Source organism: Burkholderia sp. 28_3, from assembly GCF_003253915.1.
Lineage (GTDB): Bacteria > Pseudomonadota > Gammaproteobacteria > Burkholderiales > Burkholderiaceae > Burkholderia > Burkholderia cenocepacia.
In genome coordinates this window covers 965,969-981,200 of sequence record NZ_QKZF01000001.1, presented here as the reverse complement: position 1 = coordinate 981,200, position 15,232 = coordinate 965,969, and the positions used below count along the sequence as shown (strand labels likewise).

General features: G+C 67.9%; 14 protein-coding genes. 7 read left to right on the top strand and 7 right to left on the bottom strand.

The features are described 5' to 3' along the window. Positions 1–11 precede the first annotated feature (11 nt). The 4 genes from DFS13_RS04520 to DFS13_RS04505 all read left to right on the top strand — a co-directional run bounded on the left by DFS13_RS04520 (position 12) and on the right by DFS13_RS04505 (position 3,990). Complete coding sequence (locus DFS13_RS04520; protein WP_111441410.1) at positions 12–1,346, top strand: aspartate aminotransferase family protein; 1,335 nt, start codon at positions 12–14, stop codon at positions 1,344–1,346. A gap of 25 nt (positions 1,347–1,371) precedes the next feature. After that, positions 1,372–1,926 carry a carboxymuconolactone decarboxylase family protein gene (locus DFS13_RS04515; protein ID WP_111441409.1) on the top strand — a complete coding sequence of 185 codons (555 nt, stop codon included), beginning with the start codon at positions 1,372–1,374 and terminating at the stop codon, positions 1,924–1,926. 207 nt (positions 1,927–2,133) lie between these two features. Further along, positions 2,134–3,033 carry a lipid A hydroxylase LpxO gene (gene lpxO, locus DFS13_RS04510; protein ID WP_006486222.1) on the top strand — a complete coding sequence of 300 codons (900 nt, stop codon included), beginning with the start codon at positions 2,134–2,136 and terminating at the stop codon, positions 3,031–3,033. A gap of 168 nt (positions 3,034–3,201) precedes the next feature. Next, the gene (locus DFS13_RS04505) at positions 3,202–3,990 is read left to right on the top strand and encodes a hypothetical protein (protein ID WP_012493262.1); all 789 of its coding nucleotides are present in this window, start codon (positions 3,202–3,204) and stop codon (positions 3,988–3,990) included. Between the two features lie 94 nt (positions 3,991–4,084). On the opposite strand, the gene ahpF is transcribed toward DFS13_RS04505, so the two are convergent. The 4 genes from ahpF to DFS13_RS04485 all read right to left on the bottom strand — a co-directional run bounded on the left by ahpF (position 4,085) and on the right by DFS13_RS04485 (position 7,763). Further along, positions 4,085–5,686 carry an alkyl hydroperoxide reductase subunit F gene (gene ahpF, locus DFS13_RS04500; protein WP_111441408.1) on the bottom strand — a complete coding sequence of 534 codons (1,602 nt, stop codon included), beginning with the start codon at positions 5,684–5,686 and terminating at the stop codon, positions 4,085–4,087. Between the two features lie 118 nt (positions 5,687–5,804). Next, positions 5,805–6,368: an alkyl hydroperoxide reductase subunit C gene (gene ahpC / locus DFS13_RS04495; RefSeq protein ID WP_006488685.1), complete on the bottom strand. Its 564-nt coding sequence runs from the start codon at positions 6,366–6,368 to the stop codon at positions 5,805–5,807. A 173-nt stretch (positions 6,369–6,541) separates the two neighbouring features. Continuing rightward, positions 6,542–6,751, bottom strand: a complete 210-nt coding sequence (locus DFS13_RS04490) for a CopG family transcriptional regulator (RefSeq protein ID WP_111441407.1) — start codon at positions 6,749–6,751, stop codon at positions 6,542–6,544. Positions 6,752–6,866: 115 nt separating this feature from the next. Further along, on the bottom strand, positions 6,867–7,763 hold the full coding sequence (locus DFS13_RS04485; RefSeq protein WP_006488686.1) for a LysR substrate-binding domain-containing protein: 897 nt from the start codon (positions 7,761–7,763) through the stop codon (positions 6,867–6,869). 178 nt (positions 7,764–7,941) lie between these two features. On the opposite strand from DFS13_RS04485, the gene DFS13_RS04480 reads away from it, so the two are divergent. From DFS13_RS04480 to DFS13_RS04470, 3 genes are read left to right on the top strand one after another with little or no spacing between them, the layout of a single operon-like run. Beyond that, positions 7,942–9,108: a branched-chain amino acid ABC transporter substrate-binding protein gene (locus tag DFS13_RS04480; protein WP_111441406.1), complete on the top strand. Its 1,167-nt coding sequence runs from the start codon at positions 7,942–7,944 to the stop codon at positions 9,106–9,108. 25 nt (positions 9,109–9,133) lie between these two features. Continuing rightward, positions 9,134–9,658, top strand: a complete 525-nt coding sequence (locus DFS13_RS04475) for an L-2-amino-thiazoline-4-carboxylic acid hydrolase (protein WP_006488690.1) — start codon at positions 9,134–9,136, stop codon at positions 9,656–9,658. Next, complete coding sequence (locus DFS13_RS04470; protein ID WP_006493440.1) at positions 9,651–10,901, top strand: Zn-dependent hydrolase; 1,251 nt, start codon at positions 9,651–9,653, stop codon at positions 10,899–10,901. Before DFS13_RS04475 ends, DFS13_RS04470 begins: the two co-directional genes overlap by 8 nt. Before the next feature lie 31 nt (positions 10,902–10,932). On the opposite strand, the gene DFS13_RS04465 is transcribed toward DFS13_RS04470, so the two are convergent. From DFS13_RS04465 to glmS, 3 genes are all read right to left on the bottom strand, one after another. Next, a complete protein-coding gene (locus tag DFS13_RS04465; RefSeq protein ID WP_006488689.1) occupies positions 10,933–11,769 on the bottom strand; it encodes a cytochrome c in 837 nt (278 codons plus the stop codon). A gap of 279 nt (positions 11,770–12,048) precedes the next feature. Continuing rightward, positions 12,049–13,305: a hypothetical protein gene (locus DFS13_RS04460; protein ID WP_006495088.1), complete on the bottom strand. Its 1,257-nt coding sequence runs from the start codon at positions 13,303–13,305 to the stop codon at positions 12,049–12,051. Between the two features lie 8 nt (positions 13,306–13,313). Beyond that, complete coding sequence (gene glmS / locus DFS13_RS04455) at positions 13,314–15,137, bottom strand: glutamine--fructose-6-phosphate transaminase (isomerizing) (protein ID WP_006488683.1); 1,824 nt, start codon at positions 15,135–15,137, stop codon at positions 13,314–13,316. Between the last annotated feature and the right edge of the window lie 95 nt (positions 15,138–15,232).

Genomic DNA, 15,232 nt, shown 5'->3' with positions numbered 1-15,232 from the left:
TGAGGCCACGCATGACGACCGTTTTCCATCGCGCCCCGCGCGCCACCTTGCCCGTTGCCGTCGCAGGCGACGGCATCGAGATCATCGATTCGACCGGCAAACGCTATATCGACGCGTGCGGCGGCGCGGCCGTATCGTGTCTCGGCCACAGCAACCAGCGCGTGATCGATGCGATCAAGCGGCAGGCGCAGCAATTGCCGTACGCGCACACGTCGTTCTTCACGACCGACGTGGCCGAGGAACTGGCCGACCGGCTCGTCGACGGCGCGCCGGCCGGGCTCGATCACGTGTATTTCGTGTCGGGCGGCTCCGAGGCGATCGAAGCCGCGCTGAAGCTCGCGCGCCAGTATTTCGTCGAGAAGGGCGAGCCGCAGCGCCGTCATTTCATCGCCCGGCGCCAGAGCTATCACGGCAACACGCTCGGCGCGCTCGCGATCGGCGGCAACGCATGGCGACGCGAGCCGTTCCTGCCGCTGCTGATCGAGGCGCACCACGTGAGCCCGTGCTATGCGTACCGCGACCAGCAGGCCGGTGAAACCGACGAAGCGTATGCGCAGCGCCTCGCGGACGAGCTCGAACGGAAGATCGTCGAACTCGGCGCGGAAAACGTCGCGGCGTTCGTCGCGGAAACGGTGGTGGGCGCGACGGCCGGCGCCGTGCCGCCGGTGCGCACGTACCTGCAGAAGATTCGCGCGGTGTGCGACAAGTACGGCGTGCTGCTGATCCTCGACGAGATCATGTCGGGGATGGGGCGCACCGGTTACCGGTATGCCTGCGACGAAGACGGCGTCGCGCCCGATCTGCTGACGATCGCGAAAGGGCTCGGTGCGGGCTACCAGCCGATCGGGGCGACGCTGGTGAGCGACCGGATCTATCGCACGATCGTCGACGGTTCGGGCTTCTTCCAGCATGGTCACACGTACCTCGGCCATGCGACCGCCTGCGCGGCCGCGCTCGAAGTGCAGCGCGTGATCGCCGAGGACAAGCTGCTTGACAACGTGAAGGCGCGCGGCGAGCAGTTGCGTGCGTCGTTGCGCGAGCATTACGGCGCGCACCCGCACGTCGGCGACGTGCGTGGCCGCGGGCTGTTCGTCGGCGTCGAGCTCGTGCGCGATCGCGACACCAAGGCGACGTTCGCCCCCGCGCTGAAGCTGCACGCGGCGGTCAAGCGCGAGGCGATGCAGCGCGGGTTGATGGTGTATCCGATGGGTGGCACGATCGACGGCGTGCACGGTGATCACATCCTGATCGCGCCGCCGTTCGTGTGTACCGCGCAGCAGATCGATACGCTCGTCGAGCGGCTGTCCGGTGCGATCGGCGCGGCGCTCGCGTCGGCCGGTGCATGAACCCCGATCTCAGCGAATCCTCACCATGACAGACAGACTGCCTCCTTTCGACCCCGCGTCGGCCACCGACGAACAGAAGGCCGTGCTCGCAGACATTCTCAGCGGCCCGCGCGGCAACCTGAACGGGCCGTTTCTCGGCTGGATCGCGAGCCCCGAGCTGGCCCAGCACGCGCAGAAGCTCGGCGCGTTCTGCCGCTATCGCACCGGGCTGCCGCTGCGCCTGTCGGAGCTCGTGATTCTCGTGACGGCCGCGCGCTGGCGCTCGCAGGCGGAGTGGCACATCCATCATCCGATCGCGCTCGAGGCCGGCGTGCCGGCCGCGACGGCCGACGCGATCCGGCTCGGCGTCGCGCCTGCCTTCGAATCGGACGACGACGCGCTGATCCATGCGTTCGCCACCGAGCTGTACGACACGCGCCGCGTGAGCGACGCGACGTTCGCGCGCGCGCAGGCGCGTTTCGGCCACGAGACCGTGGTGAACCTCGTCGCGCTGCTCGGCTACTACGCGCTCGTCGCGATGACGCTGAACACGTTCGGTATGCGCGCAGACGGACAAACTGATTTGCCGTTTCCGGAATAATCGCCGCCGGCGCGTGTGTCGGCGGCATGCCGCGCACGCGCCGGATGGCCCGAAAAGCGCGTATACGCGGGCTTTTCGGCGTTTCGGCGCGGATCGTTCCGGCATCTCGCCGCATCGTGACGACGCCCGCCGCGCGGCCTGCGCGTCAGTGCAAGAAATTTTTCCCGTACCTAGAATTCTGGCAAACAGCTTACGGGGGAAATATCGATGCGCTGGGTCCTGCTGATCGTGTTCATTGCGTGTGTCGTGTACACGCATCGGCGCGGCAAGGTTCGGCACGGGTTGTTCCGGCAACTCTCCGACCACTCGACCTTTACCGCGCCGCTGAACTGCTTTTCATACGCGTTCTCGTCGGTGCCGACCACGCCGTTTCTCGACACGGATCACTTTCCGGAGCTCGCGGTGCTGCAGCGCGAATGGCGCACGTTCCGCAGCGAAGCGCTCGCGTTGCGCGACGCGAGCCGGATCAAGGCATCGGGCGAGTACAACGACATCGGCTTCAATTCGTTCTTTCGCAACGGCTGGAAGCGTTTCTACCTGAAGTGGTACGACGCGCCGCATCCGTCCGCGCAGGCATTGTGTCCGCGCTCGGTCGAGATCCTGTCGCGGATTCCGTCGATCAAGGCCGCGATGTTCGCGCAGTTGCCGCCGGGCGGCAAGCTCGGGCTGCATCGCGATCCGTATGCGGGCTCGTTGCGCTACCACCTCGGGCTCGACACGCCGAACGACGACGCGTGCCGGATCGTCGTCGACGGCGAATCGTATGCATGGCGTGACGGCGAGGCCGTGATGTTCGACGAGACGTACCTGCACTGGGCCGAAAACCGCACCGCGAACGATCGCGTGATCCTGTTCTGCGACATCGAGCGCCCGATGAAATATCGCTGGGCGCAGCGCATCAACGATGCGTTCGGGCAACTGCTGATGCGCGCGGCCGCATCGCCGAACGAAACGGGCGATCGCACGGGCGGGCTCAATCGCGCGTTCCGGTACCTGTATGCGATTCGCCGCGCCGGCAAGCGGTTGAAGGCGTGGAATCGCACCGTGTACTACATCGTCAAGTGGCTGCTGTTCGGCGGGATCGCGGTCGCGATCTTCTGTATCTGACGGGCGAGGGCGGGCAATTTTTTCCCGTCTGACGATAGTGCGGCGCGGCATCGGACGGCCCCCGCCGGCCTGCGCCGACATCAATGCAACCAAATGTATTCATGCGGGATCAACGGACGTTGGCCGCGTATGATGGCTTGTTCACGTCGATATGATCGGTGAGCAAGCATGACGAGTACCCGTAAAACCATGATGATCGCCGGCGGGCTCCTGGTCGCCGCAGCCGGCACCGCGTACGTGATGCTCCTGCGCGCGGACCACCGTGCGATCGAGGACGCCGGCATCGGCGATTCGGCCGCGCCTGTTGCCGCGGCGCCCGCGGGCAACGACCACGCGGTGCAGGGCGCGATCGCGCCGCCGGCACCGGCTGTCGCGACGGCGCCGAAGCAGGCGGCTGCCGCACCGCCTCCCACCGCATCCACGCCCGCGCCGGCCGCCACTGCCCGCGTCGTCGCCCCGCCTGCAGCGGTTGCCGCGGTTCCGGTGGTCAGCGACAAGCCGCAACCGGTGACGAAGCCGGCTGCCCCGCCGCCGAAAGTCAACGTCGTGACGGTCGACGCTCAGGATTCGACCCCAGCGACGCCGCCGCCCACGCCGGCCGCCAAGCCCGCTCGGTCGGCTCAGTCCGCCGCACCCGCACAGGTCACGCAACGCGCGCCGCGCAAGCGCGATGGCCTCGAACGCCACGCCGCCGCCGCGCCGCCGGCCGCGACGAAATCCGAAACGCCGGAGACGGCGGCGCTCGTCAGGGAATCGGCGAAGCTCGACCCGTCGTTGCCGCCGCCGCCGATGCAGTCGATGCCGTCGGCGAGCACCGGTTCGTATCGGCAGGGCGGTTCGTCGTCCGGCGCGAATCCGGTAGCCGCCGCGATGACCGAGCAGCTCGTCAGGGAGTCGAGCCATTTCAAGACCACGACGCCCGTGCCCGCGAACGGCGGCCCGACCGCGACCAAGTAGCCGCGGGCGTCCTCGGCATAAAAAGGGCCCCGCACGCCGACCAAAGCATGCGGGGCCAAGAGAGACAAACTGTTTGCCGTCGGGCTGACGTCCGTCAGGCGGCGACCGCTTCTTCGACTCGCGGCTGCGCGGTGGCGGCCGGCGCCGCCACGTCCTGCCGGATCAGGTGGTCGAACGCGCCGAGCGACGCCTTCGCCCCTTCGCCGACCGCGATCACGATCTGCTTGAACGGCACCGTCGTCACGTCACCGGCCGCGAACACGCCCGGCACCGACGTCGCGCCGCGCGCATCGACGACGATCTCGCCGTGCTTCGACAGTTCGACCGTGCCTTTCAGCCATTCGGTGTTCGGCACGAGGCCGATCTGCACGAACACGCCTTCGAGGTCGACGCGCTTCGTTTCACCGGAACGCAGATCCTTGTAGACGAGCCCGTTCAGCTTGCTGCCGTCGCCGGTCAGTTCGGTCGTCTGCGCTTGCGTGACGATCGTCACGTTCGGCAGGCTGCGCAGCTTGCGTTGCAGCACTTCGTCCGCGCGCAGTTGCGCGCCGTATTCGATCAGCGTGACTTCCTTCACGATGCCGGCGAGGTCGATCGCGGCCTCGACGCCCGAGTTGCCGCCGCCGACCACCGCGACCCGCTTGCCCTTGAACAGCGGGCCGTCGCAGTGCGGGCAGTACGCGACCCCGCGGTTGCGGTATTCGCGCTCGCCCGGCACGTTGATTTCACGCCAGCGTGCGCCGGTCGCGAGGACGATCGTCTTCGCTTTCAGCACCGCGCCGTTCGCGAGACGGATCTGGTGCACGTCGCCCGGGATCAGCGCGTCGGCGCGTTGCACGTCCATGATGTCGACGTCGTACTGCTTGACGTGCTGCTCGAGTGCGGTCGCGAACTTCGGCCCTTCGGTTTCCTGCACCGACACGAAGTTCTCGATCGCCATCGTGTCCAGCACCTGGCCGCCGAAACGCTCGGCGACGACACCCGTCGCGATGCCCTTGCGTGCGGAGTAGATCGCAGCAGCCGCGCCCGCCGGGCCGCCGCCGACGATCAGCGTGTCGAACACCGGCTTGTTTTCGAGCGACTTCGCCGCGCGTTCTCCGGCGCCCGTATCGAGCTTCGCGAGGATTTCCTTCACGCTGCTGCGGCCCTGGCCGAACGACGCGCCGTTCAGGAACATCGTCGGCACGGCCATGATCTGGCGCGACTCGACTTCATCCTGGAACAGTGCGCCGTCGATCGCGACGTGGCGGATGCGCGGGTTGATCAGCGACATCACGTTCAGCGCCTGCACGACTTCCGGGCAGTTCTGGCACGACAGCGAGAAAAACGTTTCGAATGCGTAGTCGCCGTCGAGCGCGCGAATCTGTTCGATCACGTCGTCGTCGAGCTTGATCGGATGGCCGCCCGTCTGCAGCAGCGCGAGCACGAGCGACGTGAATTCATGGCCCATCGGGATGCCGGCGAAACGGATGCCGGCCGACTTGCCGGGCTCGCCGATCGAGAACGACGGCTTGCGCTCGGCGTCGTCGCGGCGTTCGGTCACGGTCACGCGATCCGTCAGCGACGCAATCTCGTTCAGCAGCGCCAGCAGTTCCTGCGATTTCGCGCTGTCGTCGAGCGAGGCGACGAGTTCGATCGGGCGCGTGATTTTTTCGAGGTACGCTTTGAGTTGGTTCTTGAGATTGGCGTCGAGCATGGCGTTTCGGATTCCGTATTGATTATGCTGGTCGGGCACGTCGTGCCGGAGGAGGGGGCGGGGCGCGCAGTGCGTGGCCCGCCGTCGCGCGCCTCGTGCGAGGCGCGCGGAGCGATCGTCAGATCTTGCCGATCAGGTCGAGCGACGGGGTCAGCGTTTCCGCACCCGGCGTCCACTTGGCCGGGCACACTTCACCCGGGTGCGCCGCGATGTACTGCGCCGCCTGGACCTTGCGCAGCAGTTCGCCTGCGTCGCGGCCGATGCCGTTGTCGTGGATTTCGCACAGCTTGATCTCGCCTTCCGGGTTGATCACGAACGTGCCGCGCAGCGCCATCCCTTCTTCCTCGATCAGCACGTCGAAGTTGCGCGACAGTGTGAGCGTCGGGTCGCCGATCATCGGGTACTTGATCTTGCCGATCGTGTCCGACGTGTCGTGCCAGGCCTTGTGCGTGAAGTGCGTGTCGGTCGACACGCCGTAGATTTCGACACCCAGCTTCTGGAATTCCGCGTAACGGTCGGCGAGGTCGCCGAGTTCGGTCGGGCACACGAACGTGAAGTCGGCCGGGTAGAACACGACGACGGACCATTTGCCCTTGAAGTTCTCTTCCGAGACGGGCACGAAATCGCCGTTGTGGTAAGCGGTTGCCTTGAACGGCTTGATTTGGGTGTTGATGATCGGCATCTGGACAATTCCTTTTCTTCAGTGGTGAGTGGAGTGTTGCCAGTATCCGGGTTCACCCTGAGCTTGTGAAATTGCTTGTTTCAATCCGCGGCATCGGGATTTTCTATCTGCTTCCGGCCCTTGATTGGCGGGGGCCGAAGGCGATTCGGGCGGGGCAGAGGTTGTACATGCCTTCACCATTCCGAGCGCAGGTCCTCCTGGCCGGCAATCTCGCGCCCCTTCCGTAGACCGAACCCATTGTTGACAAGTGTGGGTCCGTGTCGCGCGATACAGGCATCGATTGCGTCGCCGATGATTTCGGCGCGGGGGCGGCCCCTGGCCCCTGCGATGATGCTCAACGCGGCATGCTGGTCATCCGACAGGTCGATCGGGATGGTGGGCATTGCAACCTCCCTGACTTGACGCAGCCATCATCGACATGCGGCCGCGTAAATGCAGGATCGCCGCCTGTCCGAAGCGAATGCCGATTCCCGGTTCGGCAGGCGGGGCACACCCCGCTCAAATCCCCGCCATCTCCCGCAACCATGCCGCCAGCCGCCGCGCCCCGTCCGGCATGTCCGCGTCCTCGCGCGTGCACAGGTAGTAGTCGCGTCCGTCGTCGAGCGCGTGATCGAACAGTTGCACGAGCTCGCCGTTCGCCAGTTCGCGCTGGACCAGCGGCGCGCGCAGCAGCGCGGCGCCGAGATCCGCGCGGGCGGCGCTCAGCGTGAGCTGGCCATCCTCGAACATCGGCCCCACCGCGTGCGACACGTGCCGCACGCCGGCGCCCTGCAGCCAGTTGACCCACGTGCTGCGATCCTCGTCATGCACGAGCGGCGCGCGGGCGAGATCGGCCGGCGTGCGGAACGGCCCGTGACGCTTCAGGAACGACGGGCTGCACATCGGCACCATCGCGCCCGGCAGCAGCCGCTCGCAGCGATAGCCGGGCCAGTCGCCGGTGCCGAAGCGGATCGACAGATCCGACGCATCGCTTCGGTAGTTGCGGTGATGCGCGTACAGCACCGTGACGTCGACGTCGGTGTTGTCGGCCAGGAACGCATGCAGCCGGGGAATGAACCAGCCGATGCCGAGCAGCGGAATCAGGCTGACGGTGATCTGGCGCAGCGACGAACGGTCGCGCACGAAGCGCGTCGCGCTGCGCAGCACCGAGAATGCCGCGCTGATCGACCGGTAGTAGTCGCGCCCTTCGTCGGTGAGCGCAAGCAGCCGGCCTTCGCGTACCGTCAGCGGCGTCTGGATGAACGCTTCGAGCAGCTGCAGCTGATGGCTGACCGCCGACGGCGTGATGTCGAGTTCGCCGGCCGCCGCGGTGACCGAACCGAGACGCGCGAATGCTTCGAACGCACGCACCGCGCGCAGCGGTGGATCGTGCGGCAATTGTTCGATATTTTTCATGTATCGAATTTTATCGAAAAATCAGGGTAAGCGACAACACAAAAATATCCCGTATTTACAAAGATATACGCTAATGTGTGGAGAACGGCATAAGCATCCAACAATTGGATATTTGGGGTTTGAATGTCGAATATTTAATATTTTTCATGTTTTTGATCAGATTGACCGGCCCCCGCACATGAAAATCGCTTTCCTCCCCGCCAGCCTCGCCTTCTCGGCGGCCGCCCTGGTCGCCGCTGTTCCCGCGTTGGCGCAGTCCGCTCCGCAGACGGTCCTGATCGGTCTCGCCGCGCCGCTCACCGGCCCGTCCGCGCGGATCGGCAAGGACTTGCAGAACGGCGCGCAACTCGCGATCGACGACGCGAACGCGAAGCATCCGACCATCGGCGGCAAGCCGGTCGTCTACAAGCTCGTCGCGGCCGACGACCAGTCCGACCCGCGCACGGCCGTCGCGGTCGCGCAGCAACTCGTCGACCAGCACGTGATCGGCGTCGTCGGTCACTGGAACACGGGCTGCAGCGTGCCGGCGTCGCGCGTGTACCGCGATGCGGGCATTCCGCAGATCGCGCCGGCGTCCACCGGCCATCAATACACGCAGCAGGGCTACGCGACGGCGTTCCGCATCATGGGTCACGACGATGCGGGCGGCCATTTCACCGGTGCGTACGCGGTGAAGACGCTGAAGGCGAAGCGAATCGCGGTGATCGACGATCGCACGTCGTTCGGCGCGGGGCTGGCCGAGCAGTTCATCAAGGGCGTGCAGGCGAACGGCGGGACCATCGTCGATCGTCAGTACGTGAACGACAAGACGACCGATTTCAGCGGCGTGCTGACCGCGATCAAGGGCAAGCGCGCGGATCTCGTGTTCTTCGGCGGCCTCGACGCGCAAGCCGCGCCGATCGCGCGCCGGATGCGCCAGCTCGGCGTGAACGCGCCGCTGCTCGGCGCGGGCGGCTTCGTGAGCCAGACCTTCCTGTCGCTCGCCGGCAAGGACGGCGACGGCGTGACGGCGCTCGAACCGGGCCTGTCGCTCGACCGGATGCCGGGCGGCAAGGCGTTCGACACGCAATACCAGGCCCGTTTTCATGCGCCGATCGAGCTGCATGCGCCGTTCGCGTACGACGCGGCCGCCACGCTGATCGCGGCCGCGCAGAAGGCCGGCACGACCCAGCCGGCGAAGCTGGTCGCGGCCGTTCGCGCGATCGACCGGCCCGGCGTGACGGGGCGCATCGCGTTCGACGCCGAAGGCAACCTGAAGGACCCGGCCTTCACGATCTACCAGGTGCGCGGCGGCAAGTGGGCCGTCGTCGACGTGCTCGGCGGCTCGCGCACCGCAGCCAAGTAACGACAAAACGACCAACACGATCCCCATGACCGAAGCGAACCAGACATCCGCCGCCGCCCCCGAGGACTCGCGCCTCGGGATCCTCGCGCGGCGCCGCATCGAAGCGGAAATCATCAAGCCGATCTACGAGATCATGAAGCGCGAGTTCGGCGCCGAGCGCGCGCAGGCCGTGATCGCGGAAGCCGTGCGCGGCGCGGCCGTCGACGCGGGCCGGACGTTCGCCGCGCAGGAGCCGGACGGCACGAGCGTGAAATCGTTCATCGCGCTGCAGGTGCTGTGGGAGAAGGACGATGCGCTCGACGTCGAGGTGCGGCGCGCGGACGACGCGCACTACGACTACGACGTGCATCGCTGCAGTTACGCGGAGATGTATCACGCGATGGGGCTCGGCGAGATCGGGCACCTGCTGAGCTGCGCGCGCGACAGCTATTTCATCCAGGGCTATGCACCGGACATCGCGCTCACGCGCACGAGCACGATCATGCAGGGCGGCAAGCGCTGCGATTTCCGCTATGCGCTGCAACCCGCGCCGGAGAACGGCGATGCGTGACGCTCCCGCAAGCATGCCGCGCGTCGACGGCGACCGCCTGTGGGCGTCGCTCGAACGGATGGCGCAGATCGGCGCGACGCCGAAGGGCGGCGTGTGCCGTCTCGCGCTGACCGACCTCGACCGCGAGTCGCGCGACCTGTTCGTGCAGTGGGCGCGTGAAGCCGGCTGCACGGTGCGCGTCGATCGGATGGGCAACGTGTTCGCGCGCCGCGCCGGTCGCCGTCCCGACGCCGCACCGGTGATGACGGGCTCGCATGCCGATTCCCAGCCGACCGGCGGGCGTTACGACGGCATCTACGGCGTGCTCGGCGGGCTCGAAGTGGTGCGTGCGCTGAACGACGCGGCCATCGAGACCGAGCGTCCGGTCGACGTCGTGATCTGGACCAACGAGGAAGGCTCGCGCTTCGCGCCGGCGATGGTGTCGGCCGGCGTGTTCTCGGGCGTCTATACGCTCGAATATGGGCTGTCGCGCACCGACGGCGCGGGCCGGACGATCGGCGAGGAGCTCGAACGGATCGGCTACGCGGGCGCGGAGCCGGTCGGCGGCTATCCGGTGCACGCGGCATATGAGCTGCACATCGAGCAGGGCGCTATTCTCGAACGGGCCGGCAAGACGATCGGCGTCGTGACGGCCGGGCAGGGGCAGCGCTGGTACGAGGTGACGCTCACCGGTGTCGACGCGCACGCGGGCACGACGCCGATGGCGTTCCGCCGCGACGCGCTGGTCGGCGCGGCGCGGATGATCTCGTTCGTCGAAGTGCTCGGCCGCCGCTACGCACCGGATGCGCGCGCAACGGTCGGGATGATCGAGGCGCGGCCGAATTCGCGCAACACGGTGCCGGGCGGCTGTTTTTTCACGGTGGAATTCCGGCATCCCGACGATGCGGTGCTCGACGAACTGGACGCGGCGTTGCGCGCGGAGCTCGCGCGCGTGGCCGACGAAACCGGCCTCGGCGCGCAGATCGAGCAGATCTTCACGTATGCGCCGGTGCCGTTCGCGCCACGCTGCATCGACACGGTGCGCGACGCGGCGCGCTCGCTCGGGCTGTCGCACATGGACATCGTGTCCGGCGCGGGCCACGACGCGTGCTATGTCGCGCGTGTCGCGCCGACCGGCATGATCTTCGTGCCGTGCGTCGACGGGCTGAGCCACAACGAGGCCGAAGCGATTACGCCCGAATGGGCGACGGCCGGCGCCGACGTGCTGTTGCGCGCGGTGCTGCAGAGCGCGCAGGAAGCGTAAGCGCGACGGGTGCGGCCGTGGGGGGGCCGCGTTACTTCCCCGCGTTGCGCCGCGCCATGTACGCGAGATACGCGACGATCTGGTCGAGTTCGCGGTCGCTCAGCTGATCGGGCGGAAACGCCGGCATGCTGCGGCCCGGCCAGTCGCGCACCGACGCCGGGTTGCGGATGTAGCGACGCAGCGCGGCCGGCTGGAAGTAGTCGACCGGATTCATCGGCGTGTTCAGGTCGGGGCCGGCGTGGCTGCTGCCCGCGCCGTCGATGCGGTGGCACGCGAGACATTGCGTGACGAACAGGTGCTGGCCCGCGCGGGCCGGATCGTTCGCGGGCAACGCGGCGTCGACGGCGAGCGACGGCCAGCGCGCGAGCGGCGACGATTCGATCGTGATGCGCACGATCTGGTACGGCCACTGCTCGCCGCGCACCGACGACGCGTCCGGCCCGAGCCACACGAGATAGAACGGCCCCGCGCTGACCTGCTTGCCGGGCAGTTTCGGCCACGGATGGGCCGGATCCTCGATCGCGAGCCACGGGATCGCGCCGGCCGGCGCGCGGCGGCGCACGAGATCGAGCGGCAGTTGCGCGGCGAAACCGTCGGCCGCGCGCGTTTCGAGCACCCCGTCGGCCGGCAGCGGCGTGTCGCCGAGCAGCGCGGCGAACGGCACGGCGCGGAACGTCATCGGCCGGCCGTACGCGATGTCGCGCGGCACGTGGATGTCGGTCGCGTCCGTACGGGCGAGCAGCGTCTGGCGGGTGACGGCGCGGGCCGTGCCGTCGGTGTCGAGTTCGAGCGTGGACTGGGCCGACGCGCGTTGCCCGAGCAGGCAAACCGTCAGCAGCACAAGCGAAAACCACTGGCGCTTCAGCATTCGTTCTCCGGGAAAGGGCGTTCCGGCGGCGGCAGGAGGCGGGACGCCGCGGCCGATGGAAGGAATCGGGCGACAGTCTATCCGGTACGGGCGGCGCTGGCGAATTCGGCGCGGGAAACGCGCGGCGGCGATGATTGGACCAGCACGCGCCGGCGCCCGACTACCGGGCGCGTGACGGGGCGAGCGCGCGTCGTCGCGCGATCCGGACGGGGAAAACGACAGGCACGGTGGCGGCACGCGATCTGCCCGCGCCCGCGACATGGCGTGACGCGCCCGCCTTCAATGACTCGAACACGACACTTCGTTCTTCGGCATCGGCGTGTCGCGCGCCGGTTCGAAATCGGCTTCGCGCATCCCCGACGGCGTCAGTGACACGAAATGCATCGCCGTGCCGCGCGCCGGGAAACCGGCGACGCCGGTCGAGCCCCACGGAACGGGTGAGCGCTGCACGCCGCTCACCGCCATGTTCGCCGGCGCCAGCGCGAGCGTCAGCAGCCGCCCGTCGCGGGTCGGCACATACGCATGTGTGCCGGCGACGCCGATGCCCGATTCGCGCACCGACGCGGGCAGGCAATCGAGCGTCGCCGTGCGGCGGCCGTCCGGCGCGATCAGCATCGCGACGCCGCGATCGTCCGCGGTCGTCGTGACGACGATGAAACGGTCGATCTCCGGCACATAGGCGGCCGAATACACGTAATACTGGATCGCGTCGTTCAGCGAGCCGAGTTTTTCCAGCTTCGCGGTGACCGGATCGAACATCGCGTATTCGAGTGTCGCGTCCGTGCTGCCGTCGATGAACTTCTGCCACACGAGCAGCGCGTTGCGCGGCGAGCCCGCGATCACGGGCCACCACTCGCGGCGATGCGGCGCGACCGCGACGTGGTTCAGCACGCGCCCGGCCGCGTCGTAGGTTTTCAGGTATACGCCGTTGCCGCTGCCGAGGTTGTCGACACCGCCGCCGTTGACCCAGTCGGTCGAATAGAACACGACGAAGCGGTCGGCGACCGTCGCGACGTGCCCCGAATGACCGCCCGATTCGACGTCGTTCGGGTAGGGCTTGACCGGCTTCAGGTCGCGGCGGTAGATGCCGTAGCGCTGGCTGACTTCCTGCGACGTGTTCCAGCCGTCCTCGAACGTGACGAAGATGTCGCCGTGTGCATTCTGCGCGATCGACACGGGTTCCTGCGCCTCCGGGCGGCTGATGAACGTACGGACGTGCAGCACGCGCGGCTTGTCCGGCTGCCATTCGCCGACGTACACGTCATGCGGCCAGTTGCCGCTGCGCAGCGCACCGCGCGGCACGATGCCCGAGCTGCTGAAGAACACCCAGCGTTTGCCGTCGCCGGCGTCGGCCACGCCGATCCCGTGCATGAAGCGCCGCGGGTCGCCGGTGTCCTGCGGCGACGGGGCGCTCGGCACGGTGACCGTATGCACGGCCGGCGCGCCGGCAAAGGCAAACGGCGACACCGCGCCGACGCCGCATGCGCCGCCGAGCACGGCCGCGGCCAGCCGCATGACCGTCTGCGCCGGACGCATTCGCCGCTTCATTCGACGGTCACCGATTTCGCGAGGTTGCGCGGCTTGTCGACATCGGCGCCGCGCGTACAGCCGACGTGATAGGCGAGCAATTGCAGCGGGATCACGTTGACGATCGGCGACAGCAGGTCGCCCGATTCGCGTACGCGGATCAGGTGCGTGTCGCGGTCGGCGTCGATTTCGAGCTGATTGCCGGCCAGTACGTAGAGCCGCCCGCCGCGCGCGCGCACCTCGGCCATGTTGGATTTCAGCTTCTGGAACAGACGGTCGTCCGGCGCGATCGTGACGACCGGCATCGCGCTCGTGACGAGCGCGAGCGGCCCGTGCTTCAGTTCGCCGGCCGCATAGCCTTCCGCATGGATGTACGACACCTCCTTGAGCTTCAGCGCGCCTTCCATCGCGATCGGGAAATGGATGCCGCGGCCGAGGAACAGCGCGTTCTCGGTGCGGGCGAACTTCGCGGCCCAGCCCATGATCTGCGTTTCCAGCGCGAGCGCGTGGCCGATGCGATCCGGCAGCGCGCGCAACTGCTTCAGGTGCGTCGCGACCTGCGCGGCATCGAGCCGGCCGCGCAGCTGCGCGAGCGTCAGCGTCAGCACGAACAGCGCGACGAGCTGCGTGGTGAACGCCTTGGTCGATGCGACGCCGAGCTCGATGCCGGCCCGCGTCAGGAACCGCAGCGGCGCATTGCGCGCGATCGTGCTGGTCGCGACGTTGCAGATCGCCATCGACAGTTCCTGGCCCATCGCGCGCGCCTGCTCGATCGCGCCGATGGTGTCGGCTGTTTCGCCCGACTGCGAGATGCCGACGACGAGCGTGCGCGGATCGGCCACCGTGTCGCGGTAGCGGAATTCGCTGGCGATCTCGACCTGCGCGGGCACGCCGGCGATGCTTTCGAGCCAGTATTTCGCGGTCAGGCCCGCGTAGTAGCTGGTGCCGCAGCCGAGCAGCAGCACGCTTCTGACCCGCGACAGCAGCCCGCGCGTGGCTTCCGTCGCGTCGAACAGCGCCGGCGAGATCGTGTCGATGCCGTCGAGCGTGCTGTCGATCGCCTTCGGCTGCTCGAAGATCTCCTTCTGCATGAAGTGCTGATACGGCCCGAGCGCGGCGTCGTCCGCGCGCGCCTTCACTTCGCACAACGGGCGCCGCGCTTCCTGTCCGCCCGCATCGACCACGGCGATGCGCTCCGGCGTGATCAGCGCGACGTCGCCGTCCTCCAGGTACACGAAGCGGTCGGTCAGGTCGCCGAGCGCCGCGCAGTCGGACGCGAGGTAGTTCTGCTCGGCGCCGATGCCGATCACGAGCGGCGAGCCGGCGCGCGCGGCAACGAGGCGCTGCGGCTCGCGCGCGCCGAGCACCGCGATCGCGTACGCACCGTGCAGCCGTTTGACGGCGCGCACGACCGCGTCGAACAGGTCGTCGCGATAGAGGCTGTGGATCAGGTGCGCGATGACTTCGGTGTCGGTCTGCCCGCGAAACGTGTAGCCGCGCTCACGCAGCTCGGCGCGCAGCGTGTCGTGGTTCTCGATGATCCCGTTGTGCACGACCGCGATCGTGTCGCCCGACATGATCGGGTGCGCGTTCATTTCCGACGGCGCGCCGTGCGTCGCCCAGCGCGTATGCGCGATGCAGGTCTGCGCTTCGAGACCGAGCGTCAGCACGCGATCCTGCAGGTCCGTCACGCGTCGCAGCGTGCGTTCGCTGCGCAGGCGCCCGTCACGCTGCACGGCGATGCCGCACGAATCGTAGCCGCGATATTCGAGCCGGCTCAGCGCATTGACCAGTTGCGGCACCTGATTGTTCAGGCCGCTTGCTCCGACGATTCCGCACATGATTCACCTCGTCTCCAGGAAGTTGCCGGCTGGCGCGCGACGCGCGGCAGCACGATGCCGGAAGCGGTGCCGCGTCGCGCGGCAGGCGTCGCGCG

Excerpts from the sequence above, each read along its gene's own strand:
- DFS13_RS04520 (WP_111441410.1), top strand. The coding sequence starts at position 12 with ATGACGACCGTTTTCCATCGCGCCCCGCGCGCCACCTTGCCCGTTGCC.
- DFS13_RS04465 (WP_006488689.1), bottom strand. The coding sequence starts at position 11,769 with ATGCTGAAGCGCCAGTGGTTTTCGCTTGTGCTGCTGACGGTTTGCCTG.
- DFS13_RS04485 (WP_006488686.1), bottom strand. The coding sequence starts at position 7,763 with ATGAAAAATATCGAACAATTGCCGCACGATCCACCGCTGCGCGCGGTG.
- DFS13_RS04515 (WP_111441409.1), top strand. The coding sequence starts at position 1,372 with ATGACAGACAGACTGCCTCCTTTCGACCCCGCGTCGGCCACCGACGAA.
- DFS13_RS04460 (WP_006495088.1), bottom strand. The coding sequence starts at position 13,305 with ATGCGTCCGGCGCAGACGGTCATGCGGCTGGCCGCGGCCGTGCTCGGC.
- DFS13_RS04505 (WP_012493262.1), top strand. The coding sequence starts at position 3,202 with ATGACGAGTACCCGTAAAACCATGATGATCGCCGGCGGGCTCCTGGTC.
- ahpF (WP_111441408.1), bottom strand. The coding sequence starts at position 5,686 with ATGCTCGACGCCAATCTCAAGAACCAACTCAAAGCGTACCTCGAAAAA.
- ahpC (WP_006488685.1), bottom strand. The coding sequence starts at position 6,368 with ATGCCGATCATCAACACCCAAATCAAGCCGTTCAAGGCAACCGCTTAC.
- DFS13_RS04475 (WP_006488690.1), top strand. The coding sequence starts at position 9,134 with ATGACCGAAGCGAACCAGACATCCGCCGCCGCCCCCGAGGACTCGCGC.
- lpxO (WP_006486222.1), top strand. The coding sequence starts at position 2,134 with ATGCGCTGGGTCCTGCTGATCGTGTTCATTGCGTGTGTCGTGTACACG.
- DFS13_RS04480 (WP_111441406.1), top strand. The coding sequence starts at position 7,942 with ATGAAAATCGCTTTCCTCCCCGCCAGCCTCGCCTTCTCGGCGGCCGCC.
- DFS13_RS04490 (WP_111441407.1), bottom strand. The coding sequence starts at position 6,751 with ATGCCCACCATCCCGATCGACCTGTCGGATGACCAGCATGCCGCGTTG.
- DFS13_RS04470 (WP_006493440.1), top strand. The coding sequence starts at position 9,651 with ATGCGTGACGCTCCCGCAAGCATGCCGCGCGTCGACGGCGACCGCCTG.
- glmS (WP_006488683.1), bottom strand. The coding sequence starts at position 15,137 with ATGTGCGGAATCGTCGGAGCAAGCGGCCTGAACAATCAGGTGCCGCAA.